Source organism: Bacillus nitratireducens, from assembly GCF_036320425.1.
In the GTDB taxonomy this organism is placed as follows: domain Bacteria; phylum Bacillota; class Bacilli; order Bacillales; family Bacillaceae_G; genus Bacillus_A; species Bacillus_A nitratireducens.
This window is the reverse complement of record NZ_JAUMJO010000001.1, coordinates 867,813-891,239: the sequence shown is the minus strand read 5'-3', so window position 1 is coordinate 891,239 and position 23,427 is coordinate 867,813. Positions and strand designations below refer to the sequence as shown.

General features: G+C 34.6%; 22 protein-coding genes. 19 read left to right on the top strand and 3 right to left on the bottom strand.

The window, feature by feature from the left end; genetic code table 11:
• The first annotated feature begins 34 nt into the window (after window positions 1-34).
• From phaC to Q3V31_RS04710, 3 genes are all read left to right on the top strand, one after another.
• Window positions 35-1,120, top strand: coding sequence for a class III poly(R)-hydroxyalkanoic acid synthase subunit PhaC (gene phaC, locus Q3V31_RS04720; protein WP_000206836.1), 1,086 nt, complete (start codon window positions 35-37; stop codon window positions 1,118-1,120).
• 94 nt (window positions 1,121-1,214) lie between these two features.
• Window positions 1,215-2,408, top strand: coding sequence for an NAD(P)/FAD-dependent oxidoreductase (locus tag Q3V31_RS04715; protein ID WP_044741030.1), 1,194 nt, complete (start codon window positions 1,215-1,217; stop codon window positions 2,406-2,408).
• Between the two features lie 22 nt (window positions 2,409-2,430).
• On the top strand, window positions 2,431-3,780 hold the full coding sequence (locus tag Q3V31_RS04710) for a TrkH family potassium uptake protein (protein ID WP_001204721.1): 1,350 nt from the start codon (window positions 2,431-2,433) through the stop codon (window positions 3,778-3,780).
• 38 nt (window positions 3,781-3,818) lie between these two features.
• Here Q3V31_RS04710 and Q3V31_RS04705 read toward each other — a convergent pair whose 3' ends face one another.
• Window positions 3,819-4,202, bottom strand: coding sequence for a DUF3905 domain-containing protein (locus Q3V31_RS04705; protein ID WP_000404295.1), 384 nt, complete (start codon window positions 4,200-4,202; stop codon window positions 3,819-3,821).
• Window positions 4,203-4,302: 100 nt separating this feature from the next.
• Here Q3V31_RS04705 and Q3V31_RS04700 point away from each other — a divergent pair, with 100 nt between their 5' ends.
• The 11 genes from Q3V31_RS04700 (at window position 4,303) to cbpA (ending at window position 16,823) form a co-directional block, all read left to right on the top strand.
• Complete coding sequence (locus Q3V31_RS04700; protein ID WP_000240801.1) at window positions 4,303-4,455, top strand: hypothetical protein; 153 nt, start codon at window positions 4,303-4,305, stop codon at window positions 4,453-4,455.
• A 228-nt stretch (window positions 4,456-4,683) separates the two neighbouring features.
• On the top strand, window positions 4,684-5,760 hold the full coding sequence (locus Q3V31_RS04695; protein WP_000750898.1) for a putative 2-aminoethylphosphonate ABC transporter substrate-binding protein: 1,077 nt from the start codon (window positions 4,684-4,686) through the stop codon (window positions 5,758-5,760).
• A 20-nt stretch (window positions 5,761-5,780) separates the two neighbouring features.
• On the top strand, window positions 5,781-6,782 hold the full coding sequence (locus Q3V31_RS04690; RefSeq protein ID WP_097871649.1) for a putative 2-aminoethylphosphonate ABC transporter ATP-binding protein: 1,002 nt from the start codon (window positions 5,781-5,783) through the stop codon (window positions 6,780-6,782).
• Window positions 6,783-8,540, top strand: a complete 1,758-nt coding sequence (locus tag Q3V31_RS04685) for a putative 2-aminoethylphosphonate ABC transporter permease subunit (RefSeq protein WP_000425504.1) — start codon at window positions 6,783-6,785, stop codon at window positions 8,538-8,540.
• A 21-nt stretch (window positions 8,541-8,561) separates the two neighbouring features.
• Entirely contained in the window at window positions 8,562-9,356 is a 795-nt protein-coding gene (gene phnX, locus Q3V31_RS04680; RefSeq protein WP_000687369.1) for a phosphonoacetaldehyde hydrolase, read from the top strand.
• Between the two features lie 15 nt (window positions 9,357-9,371).
• Complete coding sequence (gene phnW, locus Q3V31_RS04675; protein WP_329762576.1) at window positions 9,372-10,469, top strand: 2-aminoethylphosphonate--pyruvate transaminase; 1,098 nt, start codon at window positions 9,372-9,374, stop codon at window positions 10,467-10,469.
• The gene (locus Q3V31_RS04670) at window positions 10,466-11,650 is read left to right on the top strand and encodes a saccharopine dehydrogenase family protein (RefSeq protein ID WP_097871652.1); all 1,185 of its coding nucleotides are present in this window, start codon (window positions 10,466-10,468) and stop codon (window positions 11,648-11,650) included. The genes phnW and Q3V31_RS04670 overlap by 4 nt, the downstream gene beginning before the upstream one ends.
• A 40-nt stretch (window positions 11,651-11,690) precedes the next feature.
• Window positions 11,691-12,473: a DeoR/GlpR family DNA-binding transcription regulator gene (locus Q3V31_RS04665; protein ID WP_000117655.1), complete on the top strand. Its 783-nt coding sequence runs from the start codon at window positions 11,691-11,693 to the stop codon at window positions 12,471-12,473.
• Between the two features lie 439 nt (window positions 12,474-12,912).
• Window positions 12,913-15,195: an NEAT domain-containing leucine-rich repeat protein gene (locus Q3V31_RS04660; RefSeq protein WP_071735041.1), complete on the top strand. Its 2,283-nt coding sequence runs from the start codon at window positions 12,913-12,915 to the stop codon at window positions 15,193-15,195.
• A 249-nt stretch (window positions 15,196-15,444) separates the two neighbouring features.
• On the top strand, window positions 15,445-16,074 hold the full coding sequence (locus tag Q3V31_RS04655) for a class II aldolase/adducin family protein (RefSeq protein ID WP_000895985.1): 630 nt from the start codon (window positions 15,445-15,447) through the stop codon (window positions 16,072-16,074).
• 125 nt (window positions 16,075-16,199) lie between these two features.
• The gene (cbpA, locus tag Q3V31_RS04650) at window positions 16,200-16,823 is read left to right on the top strand and encodes a cyclic di-AMP binding protein CbpA (RefSeq protein WP_001264224.1); all 624 of its coding nucleotides are present in this window, start codon (window positions 16,200-16,202) and stop codon (window positions 16,821-16,823) included.
• Between the two features lie 67 nt (window positions 16,824-16,890).
• On the opposite strand, the gene Q3V31_RS04645 is transcribed toward cbpA, so the two are convergent.
• Window positions 16,891-17,661, bottom strand: coding sequence for a divergent polysaccharide deacetylase family protein (locus Q3V31_RS04645; RefSeq protein ID WP_001234133.1), 771 nt, complete (start codon window positions 17,659-17,661; stop codon window positions 16,891-16,893).
• 483 nt (window positions 17,662-18,144) lie between these two features.
• Between Q3V31_RS04645 and Q3V31_RS04640 the strand changes: the two genes are divergently transcribed.
• A complete protein-coding gene (locus tag Q3V31_RS04640; protein WP_000495524.1) occupies window positions 18,145-18,426 on the top strand; it encodes an aspartyl-phosphate phosphatase Spo0E family protein in 282 nt (93 codons plus the stop codon).
• A 29-nt stretch (window positions 18,427-18,455) separates the two neighbouring features.
• Here Q3V31_RS04640 and Q3V31_RS04635 read toward each other — a convergent pair whose 3' ends face one another.
• Window positions 18,456-19,952: a DUF3149 domain-containing protein gene (locus tag Q3V31_RS04635; protein ID WP_000865274.1), complete on the bottom strand. Its 1,497-nt coding sequence runs from the start codon at window positions 19,950-19,952 to the stop codon at window positions 18,456-18,458.
• A gap of 193 nt (window positions 19,953-20,145) precedes the next feature.
• On the opposite strand from Q3V31_RS04635, the gene Q3V31_RS04630 reads away from it, so the two are divergent.
• The 4 genes from Q3V31_RS04630 to Q3V31_RS04615 all read left to right on the top strand — a co-directional run bounded on the left by Q3V31_RS04630 (window position 20,146) and on the right by Q3V31_RS04615 (window position 23,424).
• Window positions 20,146-20,592 (top strand): MarR family winged helix-turn-helix transcriptional regulator, encoded by a 447-nt coding sequence (locus tag Q3V31_RS04630; RefSeq protein WP_000203343.1) that lies wholly within the window; start codon window positions 20,146-20,148, stop codon window positions 20,590-20,592.
• 157 nt (window positions 20,593-20,749) lie between these two features.
• Window positions 20,750-22,444 (top strand): M3 family oligoendopeptidase, encoded by a 1,695-nt coding sequence (locus Q3V31_RS04625; RefSeq protein ID WP_071735040.1) that lies wholly within the window; start codon window positions 20,750-20,752, stop codon window positions 22,442-22,444.
• 139 nt (window positions 22,445-22,583) lie between these two features.
• Window positions 22,584-23,117 (top strand): DinB family protein, encoded by a 534-nt coding sequence (locus Q3V31_RS04620; protein WP_000941981.1) that lies wholly within the window; start codon window positions 22,584-22,586, stop codon window positions 23,115-23,117.
• A 190-nt stretch (window positions 23,118-23,307) separates the two neighbouring features.
• Entirely contained in the window at window positions 23,308-23,424 is a 117-nt protein-coding gene (locus Q3V31_RS04615) for a DUF6254 family protein (RefSeq protein ID WP_000038354.1), read from the top strand.
• Window positions 23,425-23,427: the final 3 nt, after the last annotated feature.

Genomic DNA, 23,427 nt, shown 5'->3' with positions numbered 1-23,427 from the left:
TTAGAAAGAAATCGACCGAAAAGGGGATAAAAAAATGACTACATTCGTAACAGAATGGGAAAAGCAATTAGAGTTGTACCCAGAAGAATATCGCAAAGCATATCGTCGTGTGAAAAGAGCGAGCGAAATTTTATTACGCGAACCAGAACCACAAGTTGGTTTAACACCGAAAGAGGTTATTTGGACGAAGAATAAAACGAAGCTGTATCGTTACATTCCAAAACAAGAAAAAACGCAGCGAGTTCCAATCTTATTAATATATGCTCTTATTAATAAACCATATATTATGGATTTAACTCCAGGAAATAGTTTAGTGGAATATTTAGTAGATCGTGGTTTTGATGTATATATGCTTGATTGGGGCACATTTGGTTTAGAAGATAGTCATTTGAAATTTGATGATTTCGTGTTCGATTATATTGCAAAAGCAGTGAAAAAAGTAATGAGAACTGCAAAATCGGACGAGATTTCTTTACTTGGTTATTGCATGGGTGGAACGTTAACATCTATTTATGCAGCGCTTCATCCGGACATGCCAATTCGTAACTTGATTTTTATGACAAGTCCTTTTGATTTCTCTGAAACAGGATTATACGGTCCTTTATTAGATGAGAAATATTTCAATTTAGATAAAGCGGTTGATACATTCGGAAATATTCCGCCAGAAATGATTGATTTCGGAAATAAGATGTTAAAACCAATTACAAACTTTGTCGGTCCATATGTTGCTTTAGTCGATCGTTCAGAAAATGAGCGCTTCGTCGAAAGTTGGAAATTAGTTCAAAAGTGGGTAGGCGATGGTATTCCGTTCCCAGGTGAATCTTATAGACAATGGATTCGTGATTTTTATCAAAATAATAAATTAGTGAAGGGTGAACTCGTTATTCGCGGACAAAAGGTAGACCTTGCAAATATTAAGGCGAATGTCTTAAATATTTCCGCAAAACGTGATCATATTGCTCTGCCATGTCAAGTAGAGGCTTTACTTGATCATATTTCTAGCACGGATAAACAGTATGTGTGTTTACCGACAGGACATATGTCTATTGTGTATGGTGGAACGGCTGTAAAGCAAACATATCCGACGGTTGGAAATTGGCTTGAAGATCGTTCTAATTAAAGAGAAGAAATCCAACTAGCGTATGTTAGTTGGATTTTTTTATGGAAAATGACGAAACATAGGAAGGAGAAAAATACATTGTAGGAGTATAATTATGAAGCTTATGACTGGTAAGTTGTTTTGGAGTGCTGGAGTTTCTGTACCTTGTTATCCAACATTAGAAAATGATATGATATGTGATGTACTAGTAATTGGAAGTGGAGAAGCAGGTGCTCATATAGCGTATTCGTTAGCTAAAATTGGAATGCGTGTTATGCTCATTGAAAAAAGAGCAATTGCATGTGGTAGCACAGCTGCAAATACAGGATTATTACAATTTGTTCATGATAAATCGTTAACTTCTCTTATCCATACATTTGGTGAAGAGAAAGGGGTACGAGCATATAGACTTTGTTATGAAGCGCTGCAAACAATGGAGAAGGTCGTGCCAACTCTCGATATTGATCCCCATTTTATTCCGCGAAATAGTTTGTATTATGCAAGTAGAGATGAGGATATTTCATTTTTACAAGAAGAATATAATACGTTACGCCATTATGGATTTCCGGTTGAATATTTTACAGAGTCTGATATCAATAAGCGTTATTCATTTGTAAAACAAGCAGCGTTATATACAAGTGGTGATGCAGAAGTGAATCCGTATTTATTAGCCCACAGTCTTTTGCATAAAGCGAAACAAATGGGCGCTACTATATATGAACATACAGAGGCATTACATATTAAACAAATCCAAAATGATTTAATTTGTTACACGAATACAGGAAATAAAATCGTAGCAAAGAATATTATTATGGCGACAGGTTATGAAGCAATCTTTGGAAAGAAAGAAAAAAACACAACAGTAGAAACGTCTTATGCTGTTGTAACAAATAAGCTAAATCATTTTGAAGGCTGGCATGAGCAATCATTAATTTGGGAAACAGCGCGGCCTTACTTATACTTTCGAACGTATCAAAACCGCATTATTGTAGGTGGATTAGATGAAGCGATGCAAATTCAAACAATCGGCGATACGAAATTATTGCATAAACGTGATATCCTTATTAACATTGTAAAAGAAATGTTCCCGCAAAATAAAAATATACAGGCAGAGTACTATTGGGCAGCAGCATTTGGTGGCAGTCATGATGGTCTCCCTATTTTAAAAGAAGATAAAGAAATACATAATTTATATTACGCACTGCCGTATGGGGGAAATGGAACTGTATACGGAATGGTATTTGCGAAACTATTTCAGCAGTTATTTACAAATGAAGAAAGTGATGATTTTTCTTTATTTAATCGATAGAAAAAGGTAGCGAAGTGATGGAATGAGAGATATAAAAAAGTTTTTACAAAAATTACGTCCCGTGCAACTTATCGTTGTATTTTATTTACTAGCGGTAGTAGTATCGGTAATTTTACTTAGTTTACCATTTGTTACGAAGCCTGGTGTGAAATGGACATTTATAGATGCGCTGTTTACATCTGTTAGTGCTGTAAGTGTTACGGGACTTTCTGTTGTTACTATTTCAGATACGTTTACAACAGCAGGAATTATTGTTTTAGCCTTGATTTTACAATTAGGCGGATTAGGAATTATGGCACTTGGTACATTCGTTTGGATTATAACGGGTAAAAAGATTGGTTTGCAAAGAAGAAGGTTAATTATGGCAGACCATAACCAAGGAAATTTATCGGGCCTTGTAGAATTGATGCGTTCTATTTTAATTGTAATTATTTCGATAGAACTCATTGGAGCAATACTGTTAGGTACAAGATTTTTACTATATTTCCCGACTTGGCAAGAAGCTTATTTTCACGGTTTCTTTGCCGCTGTGAGTGCAACAACGAACGGAGGATTTGATTTAACAGGACAATCACTTATTCCGTACAAAAAAGATTATATTGTTCAAATGATTCATATGTTGCTTATTATTTTAGGAGCTATTGGTTTCCCGGTGTTAATGGAAGTAAAGCAATTCCTTAGTAAAAGGAGACAGCAACTATTTCGCTTTTCATTATTTACAAAATTGACGACAACGACATTTTTTGTACTCGTTATTGTTGGAACAATTATGATTTTTTTATTAGAACGAAATCATTTTTTAGTAGGAAAGTCATGGCATGAAACTGTATTTTATACGTTATTCCAATCTGTGACGACGCGAAGTGGTGGACTTGCTACAATGGACATACGTGAATTATCACAACCAACGCTTTTATTTATGAGCATTTTAATGTTCATTGGAGCATCTCCAAGCTCAGTTGGGGGCGGAATACGTACAACAACATTTGCTGTTAGTATATTATCGTTATATACATTTGCAAGGGGCGGGAGAACAGTCCGAGTTTTCAAACGTCAGCTACATGAAGAAGATGTGTTGAAAGCATCTGTCGTTATGACGATGGGGATTTTATTATGTGCTTCAGCGCTATTTATTTTATCCATTACAGAAAATGTACCACTTATGAGCTTAATAGTTGAAGTTTGTTCTGCTTTTGGGACGACGGGACTATCAACAGGTATTACTCCCGATTTAACAACTGTTGGTAAACTTGTACTCATTGTGCTTATGTTTATCGGACGCGTCGGTATTTTAACATTTATATTAGCTAGTGGCGGAAGAGAGCAACCACCTCGCTATAAATATCCGAAAGAGAGAATTATTATTGGATAGTATGAAACCATTCTACCTATGTTAGGTAGAATGGTTTTTTAGTCGTTAATTCCAAATTGAGGATGCATAAAAGCAGCATTTTTCTTATCAACTTCATTTTTAAGTAGTTCTTGATTTTCTTCTGAAATCCACCCGATATCATTTGTAGGATGTATCCATTCTTCCCCAGCCATAATGGCAGGATCTACCTCATCACTCCAATTATTAAGGGGACTATTAGTGGAATCGTATTTACTGTCTCCAATTACAACATCATATTGATTTATAAAAGGTTGTTGCATCTTTTTTCCTGTACCTTTAAATGATGGAAAGTTCATTTGATGAGGGAGCGTCTCGTCTAAAATTGGCGATTGGATCGTTTCTTTCTCCTTCAAAGTCATCGCTCCTTTTTGTAATGGTTTGTTCGTATGTAGTATTTCCATATATAAGCTCTTATGTACTTGTTAACACTTCCCAGTAATAATTACTTTAAGTTGTTTCAAACTAGAATAGAAAGTTATTTAGTGAGAGCAGGTGAGTATATTGGTAAAAAGGAAAGTAAAACAAAATGCAGCAATTAATAATAATAAAACTCCGAAAGAAAGCTTACCCGATGCAGAATTTGCAGTAGAGTATGAAGGAGAAAATAGTGCGAAGTACGCAAATCGTAATTCAAAAAAAGGTAAACAAAAATGAGGCGTTTTTTACAAACGCCTCATTTTTTTGTGGGATTATAAAGGTTTTTTTAATTATTTGTAAATTTCACGTTTGATATTAGCAGAAAAATGCGAAAAAACATAGAAGTAGCAACGTATTACACAAAAACAAACAACAAACAAAAGATTAATGTTGGTTTAATACTGCTTTTACACTAGTTGTTTATATTTGAATTGTACATAAGATTTGTAAAAGGAGAGAGAGACAGTGAAAAAAACAATCTTTAAAGCTGTAGCAACTGGAATGGTATTTTCGTTATTAATGGGGTGTGGTGCAAAAAAAGAAGAAAGTGCTGGGGCAAAAGTGAAAGATGATAAATTATCTGGATCATTAACTGTTTACACAGCGATCGAAGAAGAACTTGTACCAATTTATCTTGATTCTTTTAAAAAGAAGTATCCAGACGTGAAGTTGAACATTGTTCGTGATTCAACTGGAGTTATTACAGCGAAATTGCTAGCTGAAGGAAAAAATACACAAGCAGATGTTGTATGGGGAACTGCAGCGTCTAGTCTATTAGCTTTAGATAAAAAAGATATGTTAAAAGGATACTCTCCAAAAGGAGCAGATCGTGTTCTTCCACAATTTAAAGACGATAAGCAACCAGAAAAATGGGTAGGAAATACTGCATTTATGACGGGGATTGCTGTAAATAAAGAAGAATTAAAGAAGAAAAATTTACCGATGCCAGAATCATACGAAGACTTAACGAAACCAGAATATAAAGGAACGCTTGTTATGCCACATCCAGCTTCTTCTGGAACAGGATTTTTAACAGTTTCTGCATGGTTACAAATTATGGGTGAAGATAAAGGCTGGGATTACATGAAGAAACTTCATGATAATATGGCAACTTATACTCATTCAGGTTCAAAACCAGCGAAATTAGCAGGTGCGGGTGAATATCCAGTTGGCGTATCAATGGTTTATAGTGCTTTGAAAGAGAAACAAAAAGGTGCACCAGTTGAAGTTGTATTGCCGAAAGAAGGACTAGGTTGGGAAGTAGAAGCGAACGCACTTATTAAAAAAGATAATGCAAAAAATGATAAATTAGCACAAGCATTTTTAGATTGGGCAATTACTGATGATGTAATGAAGTTATACTTCGAGAAAAATGGATTTGCGACAATTAAAAATGATTATAAACTTCCAGATGGATTCCCTAAAGATGTGACAGAAAAGTTATATAAAAAGAATGACTTTAAGTGGGCAGCAGAAAATCGCGACAAAATTTTAGAAAAATGGGAAAAAGAGTTTGGCCAAAAAGCAGAACCGAAAAAGTAAGTGAGTGGGAGAGAGAAAAAATGAGCGAATATTTATCAATTCAACACATTCAAAAACAGTTTGATGCATTTACAGCGTTAAAAGATATTTCTTTTACTGTGAAAAAAAACGAGTTTGTATGTTTATTAGGCCCAAGTGGTTGTGGGAAAACAACATTGCTTCGAATTTTAGCAGGGCTAGAAGAGGCAACAACAGGTAGTATAGCTGTGGATGGAAAAGATATTACAGCATTACCTCCTGGAAAGAGGAACTTCGGAATGGTGTTTCAATCGTATGCATTATTTCCGAATTTAACAGCACTTGAAAACATTGAATATGGCTTAAAGACAAAAAAATATGGAAAAGCAGAAGTAAAAGAGAAGGCGCTATCGGCGTTAGAACTTGTTGATTTGCTGAATGTAAAAGATAAATATCCTGCTCAAATGTCTGGTGGACAACAGCAGCGAGTGGCACTTGCACGTGCGCTCGCTCTGTCTCCGGATATTTTGTTACTCGATGAGCCGTTATCGGCTTTAGATGCAAAAGTACGTGAAAAGTTGCGTAGAGAAATGCGCGATTTGCAAGAAAAAGTGGGAGTAACAACTATTATGGTAACGCATGATCAAGAAGAGGCATTAACGATGGCTGATAAAATTGTTGTAATGAATCATGCGGAAATTATGCAGATTGGAACACCAGAGGAGATTTATCAAAGACCAGCCAATCCGTTTGTGGCAGATTTTATAGGTTCTATTAATTTCTTTTCGAAAAATAATGAAGAACATGCAATTCGTCCTGAACATGTAACAATTGTACAAAACGATGGTATTAAAACGGTTGTGGAAAGTATGGAATTTCGCGGATCTGTATATCGAACAGAAGTGCGAGTCGTAGAAGAAAAAACACATCTGTATAACGAGAAAATTGTAGTGGATATATTGGCATCAGAAGTAGAGGCAACTGCTATTAAAAAAGGAGAGCCGATTCAAATCTCTTTCTCAGAAAATCATATGTTGTCATATGGAAAGAAGGTCATTGTATAGATGGAGATGTTAGAAAATTTCAAGGTAGAAAGTACGAAAAAAAAGATTAAGAGACGTATTGGTAAAGAAGAGTGGATACAAAGACTATTAATTATTGGTATGCTTCTTGCTTTTTTGATCATCCTTGTATTGCCTCTATTACAACTATTTACACAAGCCTTTTACGATAAAGACGGAGCTTTCATTGGTGTTGCGAATTTCAGTAAATATTTCACAACACCAACGCTAGTACAATCATTACAAAATACGATATGGATTTCGGGCGCTACAACAATTATTTCAGTTACACTCGCGTTCGCTTATGCATATGCGATTGCTCGTACCAATGTTTTTGGAAAGCGCGTATTTCAATACGTAGCATTATTACCATTATTCGCACCGACGATGATGCACGGTATCGCACTGACATATTTATTTGGTAATCAAGGGTTAATAACAAAAGGGATGTTTGGTTTATTTGAAGGAATACAAATACCGTTATACGGACCAGTAGGAATTGTAATGGCTGAAGTTATGTATACATTTCCACAAGCATTCCTTATTTTATTAATTGCTTTCCAAGGTTCTGATTATCGTTTATATGAAGCTTCTAATATGTTAGGTGCAAGTAAAGCGAAGCAGTTTCTTACGGTTACTTTACCTAGTGTGAAATACGGATTAATTAGTGCGATGTTCGTTGTATTTACACTTAGTTTCACTGATTTTGGGGCACCAAAAATTGTTGGTGGACAATATAACGTGCTTGCTACGGACGTATATAAGCAAGTAATTGGACAGCAAAATATGTCCATGGGCGCAACTGTCGGAATGATTTTATTAATCCCAGCTATTTTCGCATTTGCAGTTGATCGTATTACGCAAAGGAAACAGGCGAATCTCTTATCTTCAAAAGCAGTACCTTACAGAATAATAAATAATAAGAAAAGAGATGTTATTTCATTCGTATATTGTAGCGTAGTAACGCTTATGATCATTCTTTTATTTGTGGCAGTTGGTATTGCTGCAAGTGTGAAAGTATGGCCATATAATATGAGTTTTACATTTGAGCATTTTAATTTTTCAAGTTTGACAGGAGACGGACTTGAAGCATTCAAAAATAGTGTAATTGTCTCAGCCGTTACGGCAGTTATCGGGGCGATTTTAACATTTGTGTTCGCTTATGCGATTGAAAAAATAGAACAGCTACAATTTTTAAGAAAAGTAGGTTATTTCTTCTCAATTGTACCGTTAGCGATTCCTGGATTAGTACTTGGATTAGGATATGTCTTTTTCTTCAGTCAACCAACAATTCAAATTCTAGGACTTTCAATAACAAACCCGTTTCATTCTTTATATGGCACAATTGCCGTTTTAGTATTAGTAAATATCATTCATTTCTACTCTGTAACATTCGTTACGGCAACGACGGCGTTAAAGAAACTAGATCGAGAGTTTGAGCTTGTTTCGCAGTCGATGAGCATACCGTTTTATAAAACTTTCTTTCGAGTGACGGTACCGATGTGTTTACCAGCCATTTTAGAAATGGTTATGTACTACTTCGTAAATTCAATGGTAACTGTATCGGCAGTAGTGTTCTTGTATGCAGCTGATTTTAAACTAGCTGCTGTATCAATTGTAAATATGGATGATGCAGGAAATGTAGCACCAGCAGCTGCAATGAGTGTACTTATTGTTGTTACAAATATTGTAGTAAGAGTTGTATATGAATGGGGAACGAAAGCACTTCGTAACCGAACTTCACAATGGCAAAAAAGATAAATAAGAAGGGTGATGGATTGAATGAAAATAGAAGCAGTTATTTTTGATTGGGCGGGTACGACAGTTGATTATGGATGTTTTGCACCACTGGAAGTATTTATGGAGATTTTCCATAAACGCGGTGTTGAAATTACTGCAGAAGAAGCTCGTAAGCCAATGGGGTTATTGAAAATTGATCATGTTAGGGCATTAACAGAGATGCCTCGTATTGCGAGTGAGTGGAATCGTGTTTTCGGACAATTACCAGCAGAAGCAGATATTCAGGAGATGTATGAAGAATTTGAAGAAATTCTCTTCGCTATTTTACCACGCTATGCGTCGCCGATTAATGGAGTAAAAGAAGTGATTGCTTCTTTACGTGAAAGAGGAATTAAAATTGGTTCAACGACTGGTTATACGAGAGAAATGATGGATATTGTAGAAAAAGAAGCAGCGCTACAAGGGTATAAACCTGATTTTCTTGTAACGCCAGATGATGTTCCAGCCGGTCGCCCATATCCGTGGATGTGTTATAAAAATGCGATGGAACTTGGTGTATATCCAATGAATCATATGATAAAAGTTGGAGACACGGTATCAGATATGAAAGAGGGAAGAAATGCTGGAATGTGGACAGTTGGTGTAATTCTTGGCAGTAGCGAGCTAGGTTTAACTGAAGAGGAAGTGGAGAATATGGATCCGATAGAACTTCGTGAAAAAATAGAAGTAGTTCGCAATCGTTTCGTTGAAAATGGGGCGCACTTTACGATAGAAACGATGCAGGAACTCGAAAGCGTAATGGAACATATCGAGAAACAAGAACTTATTATTTCATAAAAGGGGCATAGGATCATGACTGATAATCACTATTTATTATTAACACCAGGACCATTAACGACAACAAAAACGGTAAAAGAAGTTATGTTATACGATTGGTGTACGTGGGATGCTGAATATAACACGATGGTGCAAGATGTAAGAGCTAAACTTGTATCGTTAGCAACGAAGGAAGAAGAGAAATATACGACTGTTCTCATGCAAGGAAGCGGTACGTTTTCAGTTGAAGCAGTAATTGGTTCTGTTATTCCTAGAAATGGAAAGTTGCTTGTTTGTACAAATGGTGCGTACGGTAAGCGAATTGTACAAATGGCAGAGATGTTACATATAGATGTGGTGGTTAGTCAAACGGAAGAATGGGAGCCTACTAATATTGCAGAAGTAGAAAAGATATTACAACAAGATAAAGAGATTACACATATTGCAGTTGTTCATTGTGAAACAACAACAGGTATTATCAATCCAATTGTAGATGTATGTAAATTAGGGAAGCAATATGGAAAAGTAACACTAGTTGATGCAATGAGTAGTTTTGGTGGTATTGAAATAGATATCGCTGAGTTGCAAATTGACTTTTTAATTAGTAGTGCGAATAAATGTATTCAAGGGGTTCCTGGGTTTGGCTTTGTTATTGCAAAGCGCGATGAATTGTTGAAATGTAAAGGGCAGGCACGTTCATTATCATTAGATTTATACGATCAGTGGGAGACGATGGAAAATCAAAATGGAAAATGGCGTTTTACGTCACCTACACATGTTGTACACGCTTTTTATCAAGCACTACTTGAATTAGAAAAAGAGGGCGGAGTAAAAGCGCGTTACAATCGATATTATAACAATCAAAAACTATTAGTGAATAGAATGAGCGAAATCGGATTTAAGTCACTAGTAGATGAAAAATATCAATCGCCTATTATTACATCTTTCATTTATCCAGAAGCAGGATTTGAATTTCAGCAATTATATAACGAATTAAAGCAGTACGGATTTGTTATTTACCCAGGGAAAATTTCGAAAGTAGATACGTTCCGTATTGGAAATATCGGTGATGTACATAAAGAAGACATTAATCGTTTAGTTGATAGTATTGCTAAAGGAGTTGTTATAGGGTGAAAGTATTTTGCTTAGGTGGGGCAGGGAAAATTTGTCGTGAAGCAATTTTAGATTTAGTCCAATTTTCATCATTTGGAACAATTACTGTTGCTGATTTCAATGAAGAAGAAGGCCGAAAAGTAGTAGAGTGGTTAAACGATCCTCGCGTTGATTTTGTAAAAGTCGATGTGACAAATCATGAGGATACTGTTGCAAAAATGAAAGGCTATGACATTGTAATGGACGGCACGACGATAAAGTTAAATGGATTGTCCACTCGTTGTATCGCAGATGCTGGCTGTCACGGTGTGAACTTGAATGGATTTGGTGAAGAAAATGAATCCCATTCTATATTTGTTCAAAACGGAAAAACATGTTTACCTGGGTTCGGTATGACGCCAGGTGTAACGCAAATGATGGCTATGTATGCAGCAAATCAGCTAGATACTGTAGAGTCAGTTCGAGTAAGCCATGGCTCATATCGCCCAATTGCTTTTTCTGCATCAATTACAGAAACAACGACATATGAATATGATCCACATTTACCATCGCGTACAGTGTATGAAGACGGGGAATTTAAGCAAGTACCTCCGTTTGCGCGCCCAAGAGAAATCGAATTACCAGCGCCTTATGGAAAAACAACGCAGTATATAATCCCGCATTCAGAAACGATTACGTTGGCGAAGGCATTGGAGGACAAAGGTGTTGTGCTGATTGAAACGAGAGGTACTTGGCCTGAGCAAAATATGCAGCTCATTCGTGCTTTATATGATTATGGTATATTGCGTAATGATCAAATTGAAATAAAAGGTAAAGAAATAGGTATTATGGATTGTATTTCGAAGTATCTACTAAAATCGAAAGAAGGAAAAGAAACAGAGCTTTATGGTTATGCACTTCATGTAGAGGTAGTAGGTATGAAAAATAATGAAAAACAAAGGCATGTGTTATATCATACACATCCGTTATCTGATGGTTCTGTAGTAGGTTGGGAGAAATTAAGAGCTTATACAAGAAATGTTGGAATCCCATTCGGAGTCGCTACAGAGTTAATTGCAAAAGGAGTAGTTAATAAAGTCGGTGTTGTTATTCCTGAAGAAGCTTTTGAAAATCCACAAATCATTTTTGACGAATTAGAAAAGCGTGGTATTTATATTCATGAAGAGATTTTCACTGAAAAAGAAAATTATAACTTTGTATAAGTAAGGCAGTTTATAAGGTAGATATAAATGGGGTGAGGCTATGTCTGTAGTGGGCGAAGAAAGAAAGCGAACAATTCTTGAGAAGGTAGAGTTTAAAGGGAAAGTAAAAGTTTCAGAATTAGCGAGAGAGTTTGCAGTATCAACAGAGACGATTCGCCGTTATTTAGAAGAATTAGATCGTGAAAAGAAGTTGAAGAAAGTGTATGGTGGAGCCGTTCAACTTCCGGGAGCTGGAATAGAGGCACCAATGTTAGAACGAGAAATGCTGCATATAGAAGAGAAGAAAAGAATTGGGTATAAAGCAGCAACGTTTGTAGAAGATGGAGATGTTATTGCGATTGATGATGGAAGTACACCACTTCAAATGGTACCATATCTTGTTCATCGTAAAAATTTAACGATTGTTACGAGTTCTTTTCCAGTAGCGACACAATTAATATCTTCTATTAATAAAAAGATGTTTCATGGTGAGGTTTTATTTATTGGTGGAAAAGTATCCCCAAAACATTCACGGGTGTCAGGGTCTATTTCACAGCAAGTAATCCATCAATTTCATTTTCATAAGGCATTCGTTTCGATTGATGGGTTGTTGCCAGGCTTTGGGGTTTCTAGCTTTGAATTAGAAAAGGCGAAACTTTCAGAAGCGATGATTAAGCTAGCTGAGAGAACATATATTTTATGTGATCATACAAAGGTAGGCGTAAAAGGGAATTATAGAATAGCAGCATTTTCTCATATTCAACATGTCATTTGTGATAAGAAAATGCCTTATAGTTTTGAAGAAGAAGTCAAAAAACATAATATTCAATGGACAATTTGCTAAATGAATTGAATACATCTAGACTCCCGCCTAATTTTTAGGTGGGAGTTTTACTATCAGTAAGTAACAAAATAAAAGATTTGTATTTATGCAAAAAGTGGACACATTTTCTCATCTCGTTCATATAATTTACCAATACAAAAAAAGTTGGTCGAAGGAAAGAAGGGGAATTATGTCAGAACGGATATATAATAAACTTGTATTGTATGCAAACATTTTGCAAAAAATTGGTGTTATTAATGAAAAGGAAAAAAGTGAAATTCTTCATACGATAGGTAAAAAAGCCCTTTGAGTAAAGGCTTTTTTATTTTGTATCTATGGAAATTATAAACTTAATGTAATATTCCCATTGACAATGATAATGAGATTCATTATCATTTATTATGTTAGTAATTGATAGGGATTATCAATTAAAATATATATAAGACAAGGGGATATTATTTTGAAAAAAAGTTATATTAAAGCTCTAGTAGTAGCAACAACATTAGCTATTCCATTTGCTGCATACTCTACTCCAGCATTAGCAGCAATAAAAATTGAAGCAAATCAGTCGTTAGCAGCAGCCAGTGATCGCACGTATGATACTGAGATTAAAATATATAAGGATCAAAAAGATGAGCCATCTATGGTTTCTCAGTACATAAAAAATCCTAAAGTAGCAATTGAAGACGGGAAAAAAATTGTTACTGTAACAATGCAAGATAGCGATTATTTTCAATATCTTAGAATAGAAGATAGAAATCAACCTGGTGTATTTCATGATGTGAAAGTTCTGTCAGAAGACAAAAGAAAAAATGGAACGAAAGTAGTTCAATTTGAAATTGGTGAATTTGAGAAGAAGCATAATATGCAAATGCATATACTTATTCCAGCTATTGGATACGATCACAAATATCAAGTTCAATTTGAAATTAAAGATCCAACTGTAAGCGACAAAGAAACAGAGAAACCAGACGATAACTCTAATTCAGGCAATACGGAAACAGATAATCCAGTTGATAATCAAAATATGATAACAGATAACAAATTAAGAGAACTTGTTAATAAAAAAGTATTTAATAGAAAAGATTTAAATACACCAATTACGAAAGAAGAGTTATTACAAGTAAAGGACTTGTTTTTAAACACGAATGAGATTCTTGATTATAGTGCATTAAAATATATGCCGAATTTAAAATCTTTAACAGTTGCGAATGCGAAGTTAACAGATCCGTCGTTCTTTGCGAATTTAAAGCAATTAAATCATTTAGCTTTGCGTGGTAATGAATTTTCAGATGTAACACCACTTGTTAAGATGGATAATTTAGAATCTCTTGATTTGAGTAATAATAAAATTACAAACGTTGCACCACTAATTGGAATGAAAAATGTAAAAAGTTTATATCTATCAGGCAACCAAATAGAAGATGTAACAGCATTAGCGAAAATGGAACAACTAGATTACTTGAATTTAGCAAATAATAAAATTACGAATGTTGCTCCATTAAGCGCGTTGAAAAATGTAACATACTTAACTTTAGCAGGTAATCAAATTGAAGATATTAAACCGTTATATTCATTACCTTTAAAGGACTTAGTATTAACGCGTAATAAGGTTAAAGATTTATCGGGTATTGATCAAATGAATCAATTAAATAAATTATTTATCGGGAAAAATCAAATTGAAGATGTGACACCACTTGCTAAAATGACTCAGCTTACAGAATTAGATTTACCTAATAATGAGTTAAAGGATATTACTCCATTATCAAATCTAGTAAACTTACAAAAGCTTGATTTAGAAGCAAATTATATTTCAGACTTATCGCCAGTTAGTAATTTGAATAAGTTAGTATATTTAAGTTTTGTTGCAAATGAAATCCGCGATGTTAGACCAGTAATAGAACTAAGTAAGAAAGCTTATATTAATGTTCAAAACCAAAAAGTCTTTTTAGAGGATACAGAAGTAAATAAAGAAGTAAAAGTACCTATATACGAAAAAGACGGCGAGGTATCTACAAAAATCCGTCTGAAGAGTGATGATGGTACGTATAGTAATGGTGTAGTGAAATGGAATACACCAGGTGAGAAGGTATATGAATTTGGAGTGAAAGATCCATTTGCGGATACAGGCATTTTCTTCACTGGTTCTGTTATTCAAAATGTAGTAGAAAGCAAAGGGGATAACACTTCTAAAGAAGATGAAAAAGTAGAAGTAGTAGAATTTAAAGATGTACCAAAAGGACATTGGTCAGAAGAAGCAATTAATTATTTAGCGAAAGAGAATATTTTTAAAGGATATGGAAATGGACAATTTGGATTTGGTGATAATATTACCCGTGGACAAGTTGCATCTTTAGTACAAAGGTACTTGAAATTAGAAAATAAAGTAGAGCAGAAAGAGATGTTTACAGATACGAAAGGGCATATGTTTGAGCAAGATATTGCTACAGTTGCAAAAGCTGGAATTATGCAAGGGGATGGTACAGGGAAGTTTCGTCCAGAAGGAGTATTAACTAGGTACGAGATGTCAGTAGTATTACAAAAAGTATTTCAGTTAAAGGCAAATGAAAGTAATTTGGAGAACTTTAAAGACGTACCAACTGGTCATTGGGCAGAAGGATATGTGAAAGCTTTAGAGGATAATAACATATCAAAAGGTGACGGGAATGGGAACTTTTTAGGGGATAATTTCGTAACACGTGAACAATATGCACAATTTTTGTATAACGCAATAAAAAAATAATAGATGAGAAAAATACGTTATTCTTTAATAAGAAGAATAGCGTATTTTTTATATGTACAAAATCAAGTAAGAAATAGACAGGAGTGCTTATAGGTGATATGTCTATTTTTCCGATAGGTGCTGAAACCATATTGACAAAAAGGCATTCTCGTGTGATAATTCAATTAAATTTTTAGAATAATCAAAAAACATTCCTTTTACATAGAAAGGATTTGAAAATTATATTAATATTACGCCGGGGGTGACGAAATGTTATTTTTTCTGAAGAAATGGAACGAATTAAAAGATGTGAAGGCAGAACTGGCACTTCGCGATTGGTTTTATGGTACAAAAATTAGTTTATCGATGTGTACGTCAAAAGAGCCATTAACATTTTTGATAAATGTAGAGGGAAGAGATAAAGGAGTATTTTCTGAAGAAGACTTTATTGTAGTAAATTGCATGTGTGAGCCAGTATTTGAAAACGAAGAAAAACCAGCTTCAGAGTCGTTTATGCATGCGGATATTTATAAAAAAAGCAGTGCAGAATGTATTTTACAAGTACAGACTGTAGATAGTCATTTAATGTCAGAGCTATATGGGAAAGAAGGAGAAGTAACATTCGAAAAACGCAGCGTGGAACGTGTTTTTGGCAAAGAAGGCATTACAGAAATGACCATTCCAATTGTAGAAGATGAAAAAAAGTTCGCTGATTTATTGGAAAGTAATGTTCCGAATTTTACTGAAGGTGGAGGAGTAGTCCTTGTTCATAATTACGGAATGATCGTATGGGGAAAATCACCAGAAGAAGCGAAAAAATGGTTGGAAGGTATAGAATATTTAATGAACTATCACGTAAAGCTTTTAATGATAAAAGGGGCAAAAAGTTCTGTTATATAAAGGTGTATTCATAGAGGTTACCATTCTATAAAAATGAAAGCGTTTTAAAAGTAAATTTCACTCATAAAATATAGGTCTCCTTATTATATATAGATTACATGTTGACATGTAAGGAGGAACATATTTTGCGAGTTAAATATCATTTTCTGCCAAAACAGCAGGTGACATTTTGCAAAACGAATGATTCTGGTGAAAAGGCTTTGCAAATTATGAATGAAACGGGATTTAGGGCGATCCCCGTATTAGCAGAAGATGAGAAGGAATTCACGGGGATTATTTATAAAGTAGATCTTTTAGAGAAGAAGTGTAATAGCGGATTAGAGCATGTAAGTACAGGAGATGTGTTGGAAGATCCAACTTCGTTTATTTTTGAAAAGGATTCTTTTTTTAGAGCTTTTTACGTGATTCGTCGTCTCCCATTTTTAGCGGTTTTAAATGAATATAATGAATTTGTCGGTATTCTAACACATTCTAATGTATTTGATGTTATTGAAGATTCGTTCGGTATGCGGACGGGTGGTTATATATTAACAATTGCAACACAAGATTGTAAGGGAACAATTAAAGAGCTGGGGACATTGTTAAAGGCATACAATATAGGTGGACTGTTTACGCTTGATAATGGTGATCAATATATTCGCCGTATTATCGTAAATATATCAGATGAGTTAAATGAAAAAAAATTAAAGAAATTAATTGAAAAGATAGAGAAAAAGGGATTTAGGGTGAGTCATGTAGATCATATTTAAGTTAAAAAGGAAAGGTACCTATCTGCAATATGTAGATAGGTACCTTTTTTAGTATGAGAAATGAATCTTATTTTGAAACAGGAGGTGGAGATAATACTAAATCAGATAAAAAAATGAAGTCTGCATGTTCGCGAACTTTAGGAATAGAAGTTTCAATAACACGTGATGTAATTTCACCTGGAGGACCAACGTGCCCGATAGCTACCATTATTGGCTTTTCTTGAATTTTTTTGATGAGTAATTGGGCTTGTCTTGAAATATGACTTGCCGTATATACATCATCAAAAAATAATTGATTTTCAATGACTGGTACCCCTAATTCTTTACCGATTTTTGGGACAACACTATTAGGATTGGTTTTACTATCTAAATAAAATAAACCGTGTTTTTTACAGGCAGAAAGTATAAGACGTACAATCCTTTCATCGGCGGTTACTTTTGATCCCATATGATTGTTCATTCCTATTGCATGAGGTATTTCTTGAATTGCTTGTTCGAGTCGGTTGTTTATTTCTTCATCGCTTAAATCTGTTGTAATCGCTTTCGGTCCAAGCCACTCTTTTTTTCCTCTAATTGGCTCCATGGGCATATGTATAATAACTTCATGTCCTTTTTTATGGGCAGCTATTGCATCTTGTTTAGTAGAAGGAAGAAATGGCATAACAGCAATAGTGAGTGGAATAGGAAGTGATAACATTCTATCAGTTCCTTTCATATTATTGCCGAAATCATCGATGACAATAGCAACTTTATTCGTATGAGCGTTTGCTTGAATAGGAAATAGGAAGAAGGGTATGAACAGGGTGAAGACGAGAAATGTAATAGTATATTTGCGCATTTAAATATTTCCTTTCTATTTTATCCTGCTATTTGCGGGCAGTAAGATTCCCACCTCAAAATTCGGCTAGAGCAAAGAAGTTAGGTGGGAGATCCACTGCCCGTAAACGCCCGATTGGTGAGGGCTAATAATCAGTTGGAGGGAGCAAAATCTCCACTGATTAAAGTTGCACTTTATCAATCATCATTATGTTTTGCGTTTTTACATAAATTAAACAAAAAATGTCGAAGAAAAGTACATTGAAAATAGAGAATCCACTGTTTACTGAGTATTTACAAAAAAGAAGATGAAAAAAATGTCTATTATTGCGAATGTATTTACAAAGATAGAATAATTTGTAATAATTCTCAAAGTGAGGGTAAAGATTTGTAAATTACAGGGGGAAAATGTTAAATTTTCTGATTCTTCAAATAGGATTAAATGTTTAAAGGACTAAAGTAGAAGAGACGTTGAGAGCATGGAAGAATAATAAGGGGGATATGGATGTTTACTGTAAAAAGGAAGTACACATTAGAAAAGCTTTCGCATGATATTCATATGAAACGTGAAGAAATGATTCAATTAGGTTTAACAAGTGGGTTAAATAGTATGGAGACAATTCAAGTTAGTCAAGAATTGGACAAGCTTATCGTACAGTACCAGAGTTACAAAGAAAAACAAACACCGAAATGGTTTTCAATTATAAGGGTCCCTATTTTTCAAATTGGGTATGAAGGAAAATCGAGCAATTTTTGGAGAATGCTTGTGGCTGGTTTTATGAAATAAGTATAATTATCCTTTTGGGATAAGGATAATTATACTGTGTGTAATGGAATCTCTATATGAACTGTCGTTCCTTTGTTTTCTTTACTATCAATAAATATATGCCCGTTGTACATCTCTACAATTCGTTTACATATGACAAGCCCAAGACCTGTTCCAGTATCTTTATTAGTAAAGAACGGATGAAAGAGGTGTTTTTGAATATATTTTGGAATTCCTTTTCCAGTATCAATAATTTGCAGTTGTGCGTATTTTTCATTGTTTGTTACTACAATGGTTAATGTATCACCAGAAGCCATAGCTTCAATTGCATTTTTTGTAATGTTTAAAACCACTTGTTTCATATGGTCTTTTGAGCAAAGTATATGAACAGGTTGGTCTGGCAAATGTAAATGAAATACAATGTTATGTAGATTCGCCTCAGATTGAATAATTAATGCTACCTCATTTAGAATGGTTCTCACATCATATGTTTGTTCAATGATAGCAGTTGGCTTTCCAAGAATAAGAAATTCGCTTACAATTTCATTAATCCGTTCTATTTCTTGTTCGATGATGGAAAAATAGAACTGATCTTGTTCATCTTTATATTTCTCTTTTAATAGAGCGACGAGCCCTTTAATTCCAGTAAGAGGATTACGGATTTCGTGGGCTGTACTAGCTGCAAAAGTTCCAACCAATTCAATTTTTTGTAGTTCATTTTGTTGTCTTTCCAGTTTTGTTTGCCGTTTTAACAACATATATTGAGCAAGTAAAAATAAAATAGACAGTAAAAATAAAGTAGCTATACACTCTATTGAAACCCACTGGTATAAGGTTTTTTGATGGATAGGCAATGGAGAAACAGAGACCTTCCAATTTAATCTTTGGAGTGGGGTAGTGAGCATGTTAGAATGCCCATCGCTTGTTTCATTATTATCATCAGTTAGAAAAACTACATCATGTTTATCAGTCACTTCGAAATGATATTGTGGTTTAATAGCATTTAAAGAGGCTGAAATGTAGTCAAAACGTAAACTCGCTAATAATAAGCCTGAGAGTTCCTTTTGTCTATTAAATATTGGAGAGGCAATCATAATAGCTTGATGTCCAAGAACGCGATCTGTAATAACTGATGATACAGTTGTTTTCTTAGATTGCAATGCATCTTGAATGTATTGGCGGTCAGAAACGTCAATAGGCGGCGAATCGCCTTGGGATGCGATTGTAATCATCCCATCTGTCGTAGCGTAATATAGGCCGGAAAAACGTTCATCATTTCCATCCGTATCATGTACAATCTGTTTAATCCCATTGAGGTTTCCGGTTTCGGTCCCTACGACTTTTGCGAGCATTTCTAAGGCAGATATAGATTCACCAAGGTGATGGTCTAAATAGTCTCTATATAAAAAGAGAACAGTGTGAGCAGATAGTTTGTTTTCCTGTTTCATTTGATATGTGTGATACGAAAAAAATGTGGCACCGATCCCTATCGTTGGCAGTATAACAAGCAGTATGTAAAAAAATATGCTTTGTAATTTGACTTTCAAATTTGGTACTCCTTCTTTTTTATTATCATTATATATAAACTATGTTAAAATTGTCATGTTTTTATTCAAGAATCATTTGCATTACATTAGGGAAAGGAAAAGGGATGAGAGAATATTCATTTGGAATTTGTAATGAAGTACTACATTGCTTTTCTTTTTGTTGCGTAGAATTTAAGTGAAGGGTTGAAATGGTATGACATCAAATAATGAGCGAGAAGATATTTCTCAATCTTTAAAAGTATTTATTGCATTATCCCGTGTACATCGTTCTGTTATGGATACTACAAATAAATCCATACAAAGTAACGGATTAAATCCAACTGAGTTTGCAGTATTAGAACTACTATATCATAAAGGAGGCCAACCACTTCAGCAAATCGGTGAGCGTATTTTAATAGCTAGTGGCAGCATTACATACGTTGTAGATAAGCTAGAGAAAAAAGGACTAGTAAAGAGAATCCCGTGCCCGAATGATAGACGTGTTATTTATGCACAATTAACGGAGTCTGGAGAGAGCTTTATTGCTTCTATTTTTCCTGGGCATGAGCAAGTTATACATCAGTCTTTTGAAATGTTAACGAAAGATGAAAAGGATGAATTACTTGATCTATTAAAAAAAATTGGAAAGTATGAAAAATAATAATATGTTCCAAAGGAGCTTTGGATAAAGAAATCCAAGGCTTTTTTTACATGTTATCATGACAGTAGCTGCTGTATTTTGCTGAAGAATAAGAGGATATTTGTAAGTAAGCATTGAATTATAGTAATGATGCATATAATGGAGAGGGGGCTCGTTCATGTCATTTAAAGACTATGAATATAATCGGCCAAATATTGAAGAATTAAAAGAGAAGTTTACTGTTGCTTTAGACAAGTTCGATAATGCAAAAACGGTTGAAGAACAAAAACAAGTGATTAATTCAATCAATGAAATTCGCAATGATTTTGGTACAATGGGGAATCTTTGTTACATTCGTCATTCTGTTGATACGACAGATGCTTTTTATAAAGAAGAGCAAGATTTCTTTGATGAATACTCTCCGGTTGTACAAGGCTACGGAACAAAATATTATAAGGCGTTAATGAATTCTCCATTCCGTGAAGAGTTAGAAGCCTATTATGGAAAGCAATTATTTGCTCTAGCTGAATGTGATTTAAAAACATATTCAGATGAAGTAGTGAAAGATTTGCAATTAGAGAATAAATTGTCTTCACAATATACACAGTTGTTAGCATCTGCAAAAATTGACTTTGCAGGAGAAGAAAGGACGTTATCGCAACTTATTCCGTTTATGCAAGGAAAAGAAAGAAGCAAACGTAAAGCAGCAAGTGAAGCATACTACGGATTTTTAGCTGGGAATGAGGAGGAGTTAGACCGTATTTATGATGAGCTTGTTAAAGTGAGAACTACAATTGCAAAAACACTTGGTTTTAAAAACTTTGTGGAATTAGGATATGCGAGAATGTATCGTACAGATTATAATGCTGAAATGGTTGCGAACTATCGCCAGCAAGTATTAGATTATATCGTTCCGGTTGCAACAGAATTAAGAAATAGACAAAAAGCACGCATTGGTGTAGAAAAGCTCGCTTATTATGATGAAAACTTTGAGTTTGCTACAGGTAACCCAACTCCAAAAGGTGATGCGGATTGGATTATTAATCACGGGAAAACGATGTATAAAGAATTATCAGCTGAAACAGATGAATTTTTTAATTTCATGCTAGATAATGATTTATTAGATTTAGTTGCGAAAAAAGGAAAAGCTGGTGGTGGATATTGTACATATATTGAGAATTATAAAGCGCCATTCATTTTCTCAAACTTTAATGGAACGTCTGGTGACATTGATGTACTAACACATGAAGCTGGTCATGCTTTCCAAGTATATGAAAGTCGTAAGTATGAAATTCCAGAATACAATTGGCCAACATATGAAGCGTGTGAAATCCATTCAATGAGTATGGAATTCTTTACATGGCCATGGATGAAGTTATTCTTTGAAGAAGATGCGGAAAAATATTATTTCTCACACTTAAGTTCAGCACTTCTATTTTTACCGTACGGTGTATCTGTAGACGAATATCAACATTATGTATATGAGAATCCAGAAGCATCGCCAGCAGAACGTAAGTCAGCATGGCGTAACATAGAGAAGAAATATTTACCACATCGTGATTATGAAGATAATGATTATTTAGAGCGCGGTGGTTTCTGGCAACGTCAAGGCCACATTTATAGCTCACCGTTCTATTATATTGACTACACGTTAGCTCAAATTTGTGCGCTGCAATTTTGGAAACGTGCAAGAGATAATAGACAAGAGGCTTGGGAAGATTATGTGAATCTTTGTCAGCAAGGTGGAAGTAAATCATTCTTAGAATTAGTAGAAGTTGCAAATTTAACATCGCCATTTGCTGAAGGTTGTGTAAAAAGTGTAATTACAGAAATTGAAGCGTGGTTACGTGCTGTTGACGACACAAAATTGTAAAAAACATGCGCTTTTTTTCACATGTTTAACATCGACATAATGGAAAAACGATGAGATAATAAAAGAAAATTCAGAATTAACTAAGAGGTGTTTCTAATAAGGAGCACCTCTTTTCACCAACAAAAGGGGGGAAAGCATTATGCTTCAATCTAATATGGATGTTAGTTTAGAAACTTTAGTCCACTCATTACAGTCTACACGAAGCACGCTGTTATCAGAAATTGAAATGTTAAATGATACTGAGGTGAATGTAAAGCCACGTCGTGATAAATGGAGTATTATTCAAATTTTGCATCATTTACATTTAGTTGAACAGTCTGTCACATCTGCCCTTGTATATGCTTTACAAAAAAAAGAAAGAAACCTTGCTCCATTTAAAGACCTCCAACTTACGCTTGATCGCACATATAAACGGGAAGCTCCTCAACAAATGAAACCAACAGAAACATTAATGAAAAAACTGCAAGGAATTCAATTACTAGAACATTCACGACAAGAATTATTACATGCACTTCATAGTGTGATAGATGAAAAAGAATTATTTGAAAATGGATTGAAACATCCTATTTTTAATGATTTGAATTTATACCAATGGGTTCAATTTCTGGATTTGCACGAACAAAGGCATCTTACACAGCTAAAAGAAGCAAAACATGCAATTTTACAGCGATAAAGTGAAGCTGTAATCATTGGGTGGCATCCCGCACTGATTATTATTATTATTATTTACCAATCGGGCTGCCCTCAAATAGTGGGATAAAGGAAAAGAAGCGGTTCACCGCTTCTTTTCCTTTTTTACACATGCATAGTTTTCTTTCTCATTTTGGAATACTACATGGAGAAGAGAAAAGGAGTTGAAAAGTATGTCAAAGAAAAAGAGAGAAGAAGAGCGCGCTTGGAAAGCTCGGAAAGAGAATCAAAAACCACATGGAAAAGTGAAAGCTTTTGCAGAATTAGTTGAAGGAACAGAAAAAACGTGATGA

Bases quoted from the DNA above. Each gene is read 5' to 3' on its own strand.
- Q3V31_RS04655 (WP_000895985.1), top strand. From the start codon at position 15,445: ATGTTATTTTTTCTGAAGAAATGGAACGAATTAAAAGATGTGAAGGCA.
- Q3V31_RS04710 (WP_001204721.1), top strand. From the start codon at position 2,431: ATGAGAGATATAAAAAAGTTTTTACAAAAATTACGTCCCGTGCAACTT.
- Q3V31_RS04640 (WP_000495524.1), top strand. From the start codon at position 18,145: ATGTTTACTGTAAAAAGGAAGTACACATTAGAAAAGCTTTCGCATGAT.
- Q3V31_RS04620 (WP_000941981.1), top strand. From the start codon at position 22,584: ATGCTTCAATCTAATATGGATGTTAGTTTAGAAACTTTAGTCCACTCA.
- Q3V31_RS04630 (WP_000203343.1), top strand. From the start codon at position 20,146: ATGACATCAAATAATGAGCGAGAAGATATTTCTCAATCTTTAAAAGTA.
- phaC (WP_000206836.1), top strand. From the start codon at position 35: ATGACTACATTCGTAACAGAATGGGAAAAGCAATTAGAGTTGTACCCA.
- phnX (WP_000687369.1), top strand. From the start codon at position 8,562: ATGAAAATAGAAGCAGTTATTTTTGATTGGGCGGGTACGACAGTTGAT.
- Q3V31_RS04645 (WP_001234133.1), bottom strand. From the start codon at position 17,661: ATGCGCAAATATACTATTACATTTCTCGTCTTCACCCTGTTCATACCC.
- Q3V31_RS04715 (WP_044741030.1), top strand. From the start codon at position 1,215: ATGAAGCTTATGACTGGTAAGTTGTTTTGGAGTGCTGGAGTTTCTGTA.
- Q3V31_RS04690 (WP_097871649.1), top strand. From the start codon at position 5,781: ATGAGCGAATATTTATCAATTCAACACATTCAAAAACAGTTTGATGCA.
- Q3V31_RS04615 (WP_000038354.1), top strand. From the start codon at position 23,308: ATGTCAAAGAAAAAGAGAGAAGAAGAGCGCGCTTGGAAAGCTCGGAAA.
- Q3V31_RS04665 (WP_000117655.1), top strand. From the start codon at position 11,691: ATGTCTGTAGTGGGCGAAGAAAGAAAGCGAACAATTCTTGAGAAGGTA.
- Q3V31_RS04705 (WP_000404295.1), bottom strand. From the start codon at position 4,202: ATGGAAATACTACATACGAACAAACCATTACAAAAAGGAGCGATGACT.
- Q3V31_RS04625 (WP_071735040.1), top strand. From the start codon at position 20,750: ATGTCATTTAAAGACTATGAATATAATCGGCCAAATATTGAAGAATTA.
- phnW (WP_329762576.1), top strand. From the start codon at position 9,372: ATGACTGATAATCACTATTTATTATTAACACCAGGACCATTAACGACA.
- Q3V31_RS04685 (WP_000425504.1), top strand. From the start codon at position 6,783: ATGGAGATGTTAGAAAATTTCAAGGTAGAAAGTACGAAAAAAAAGATT.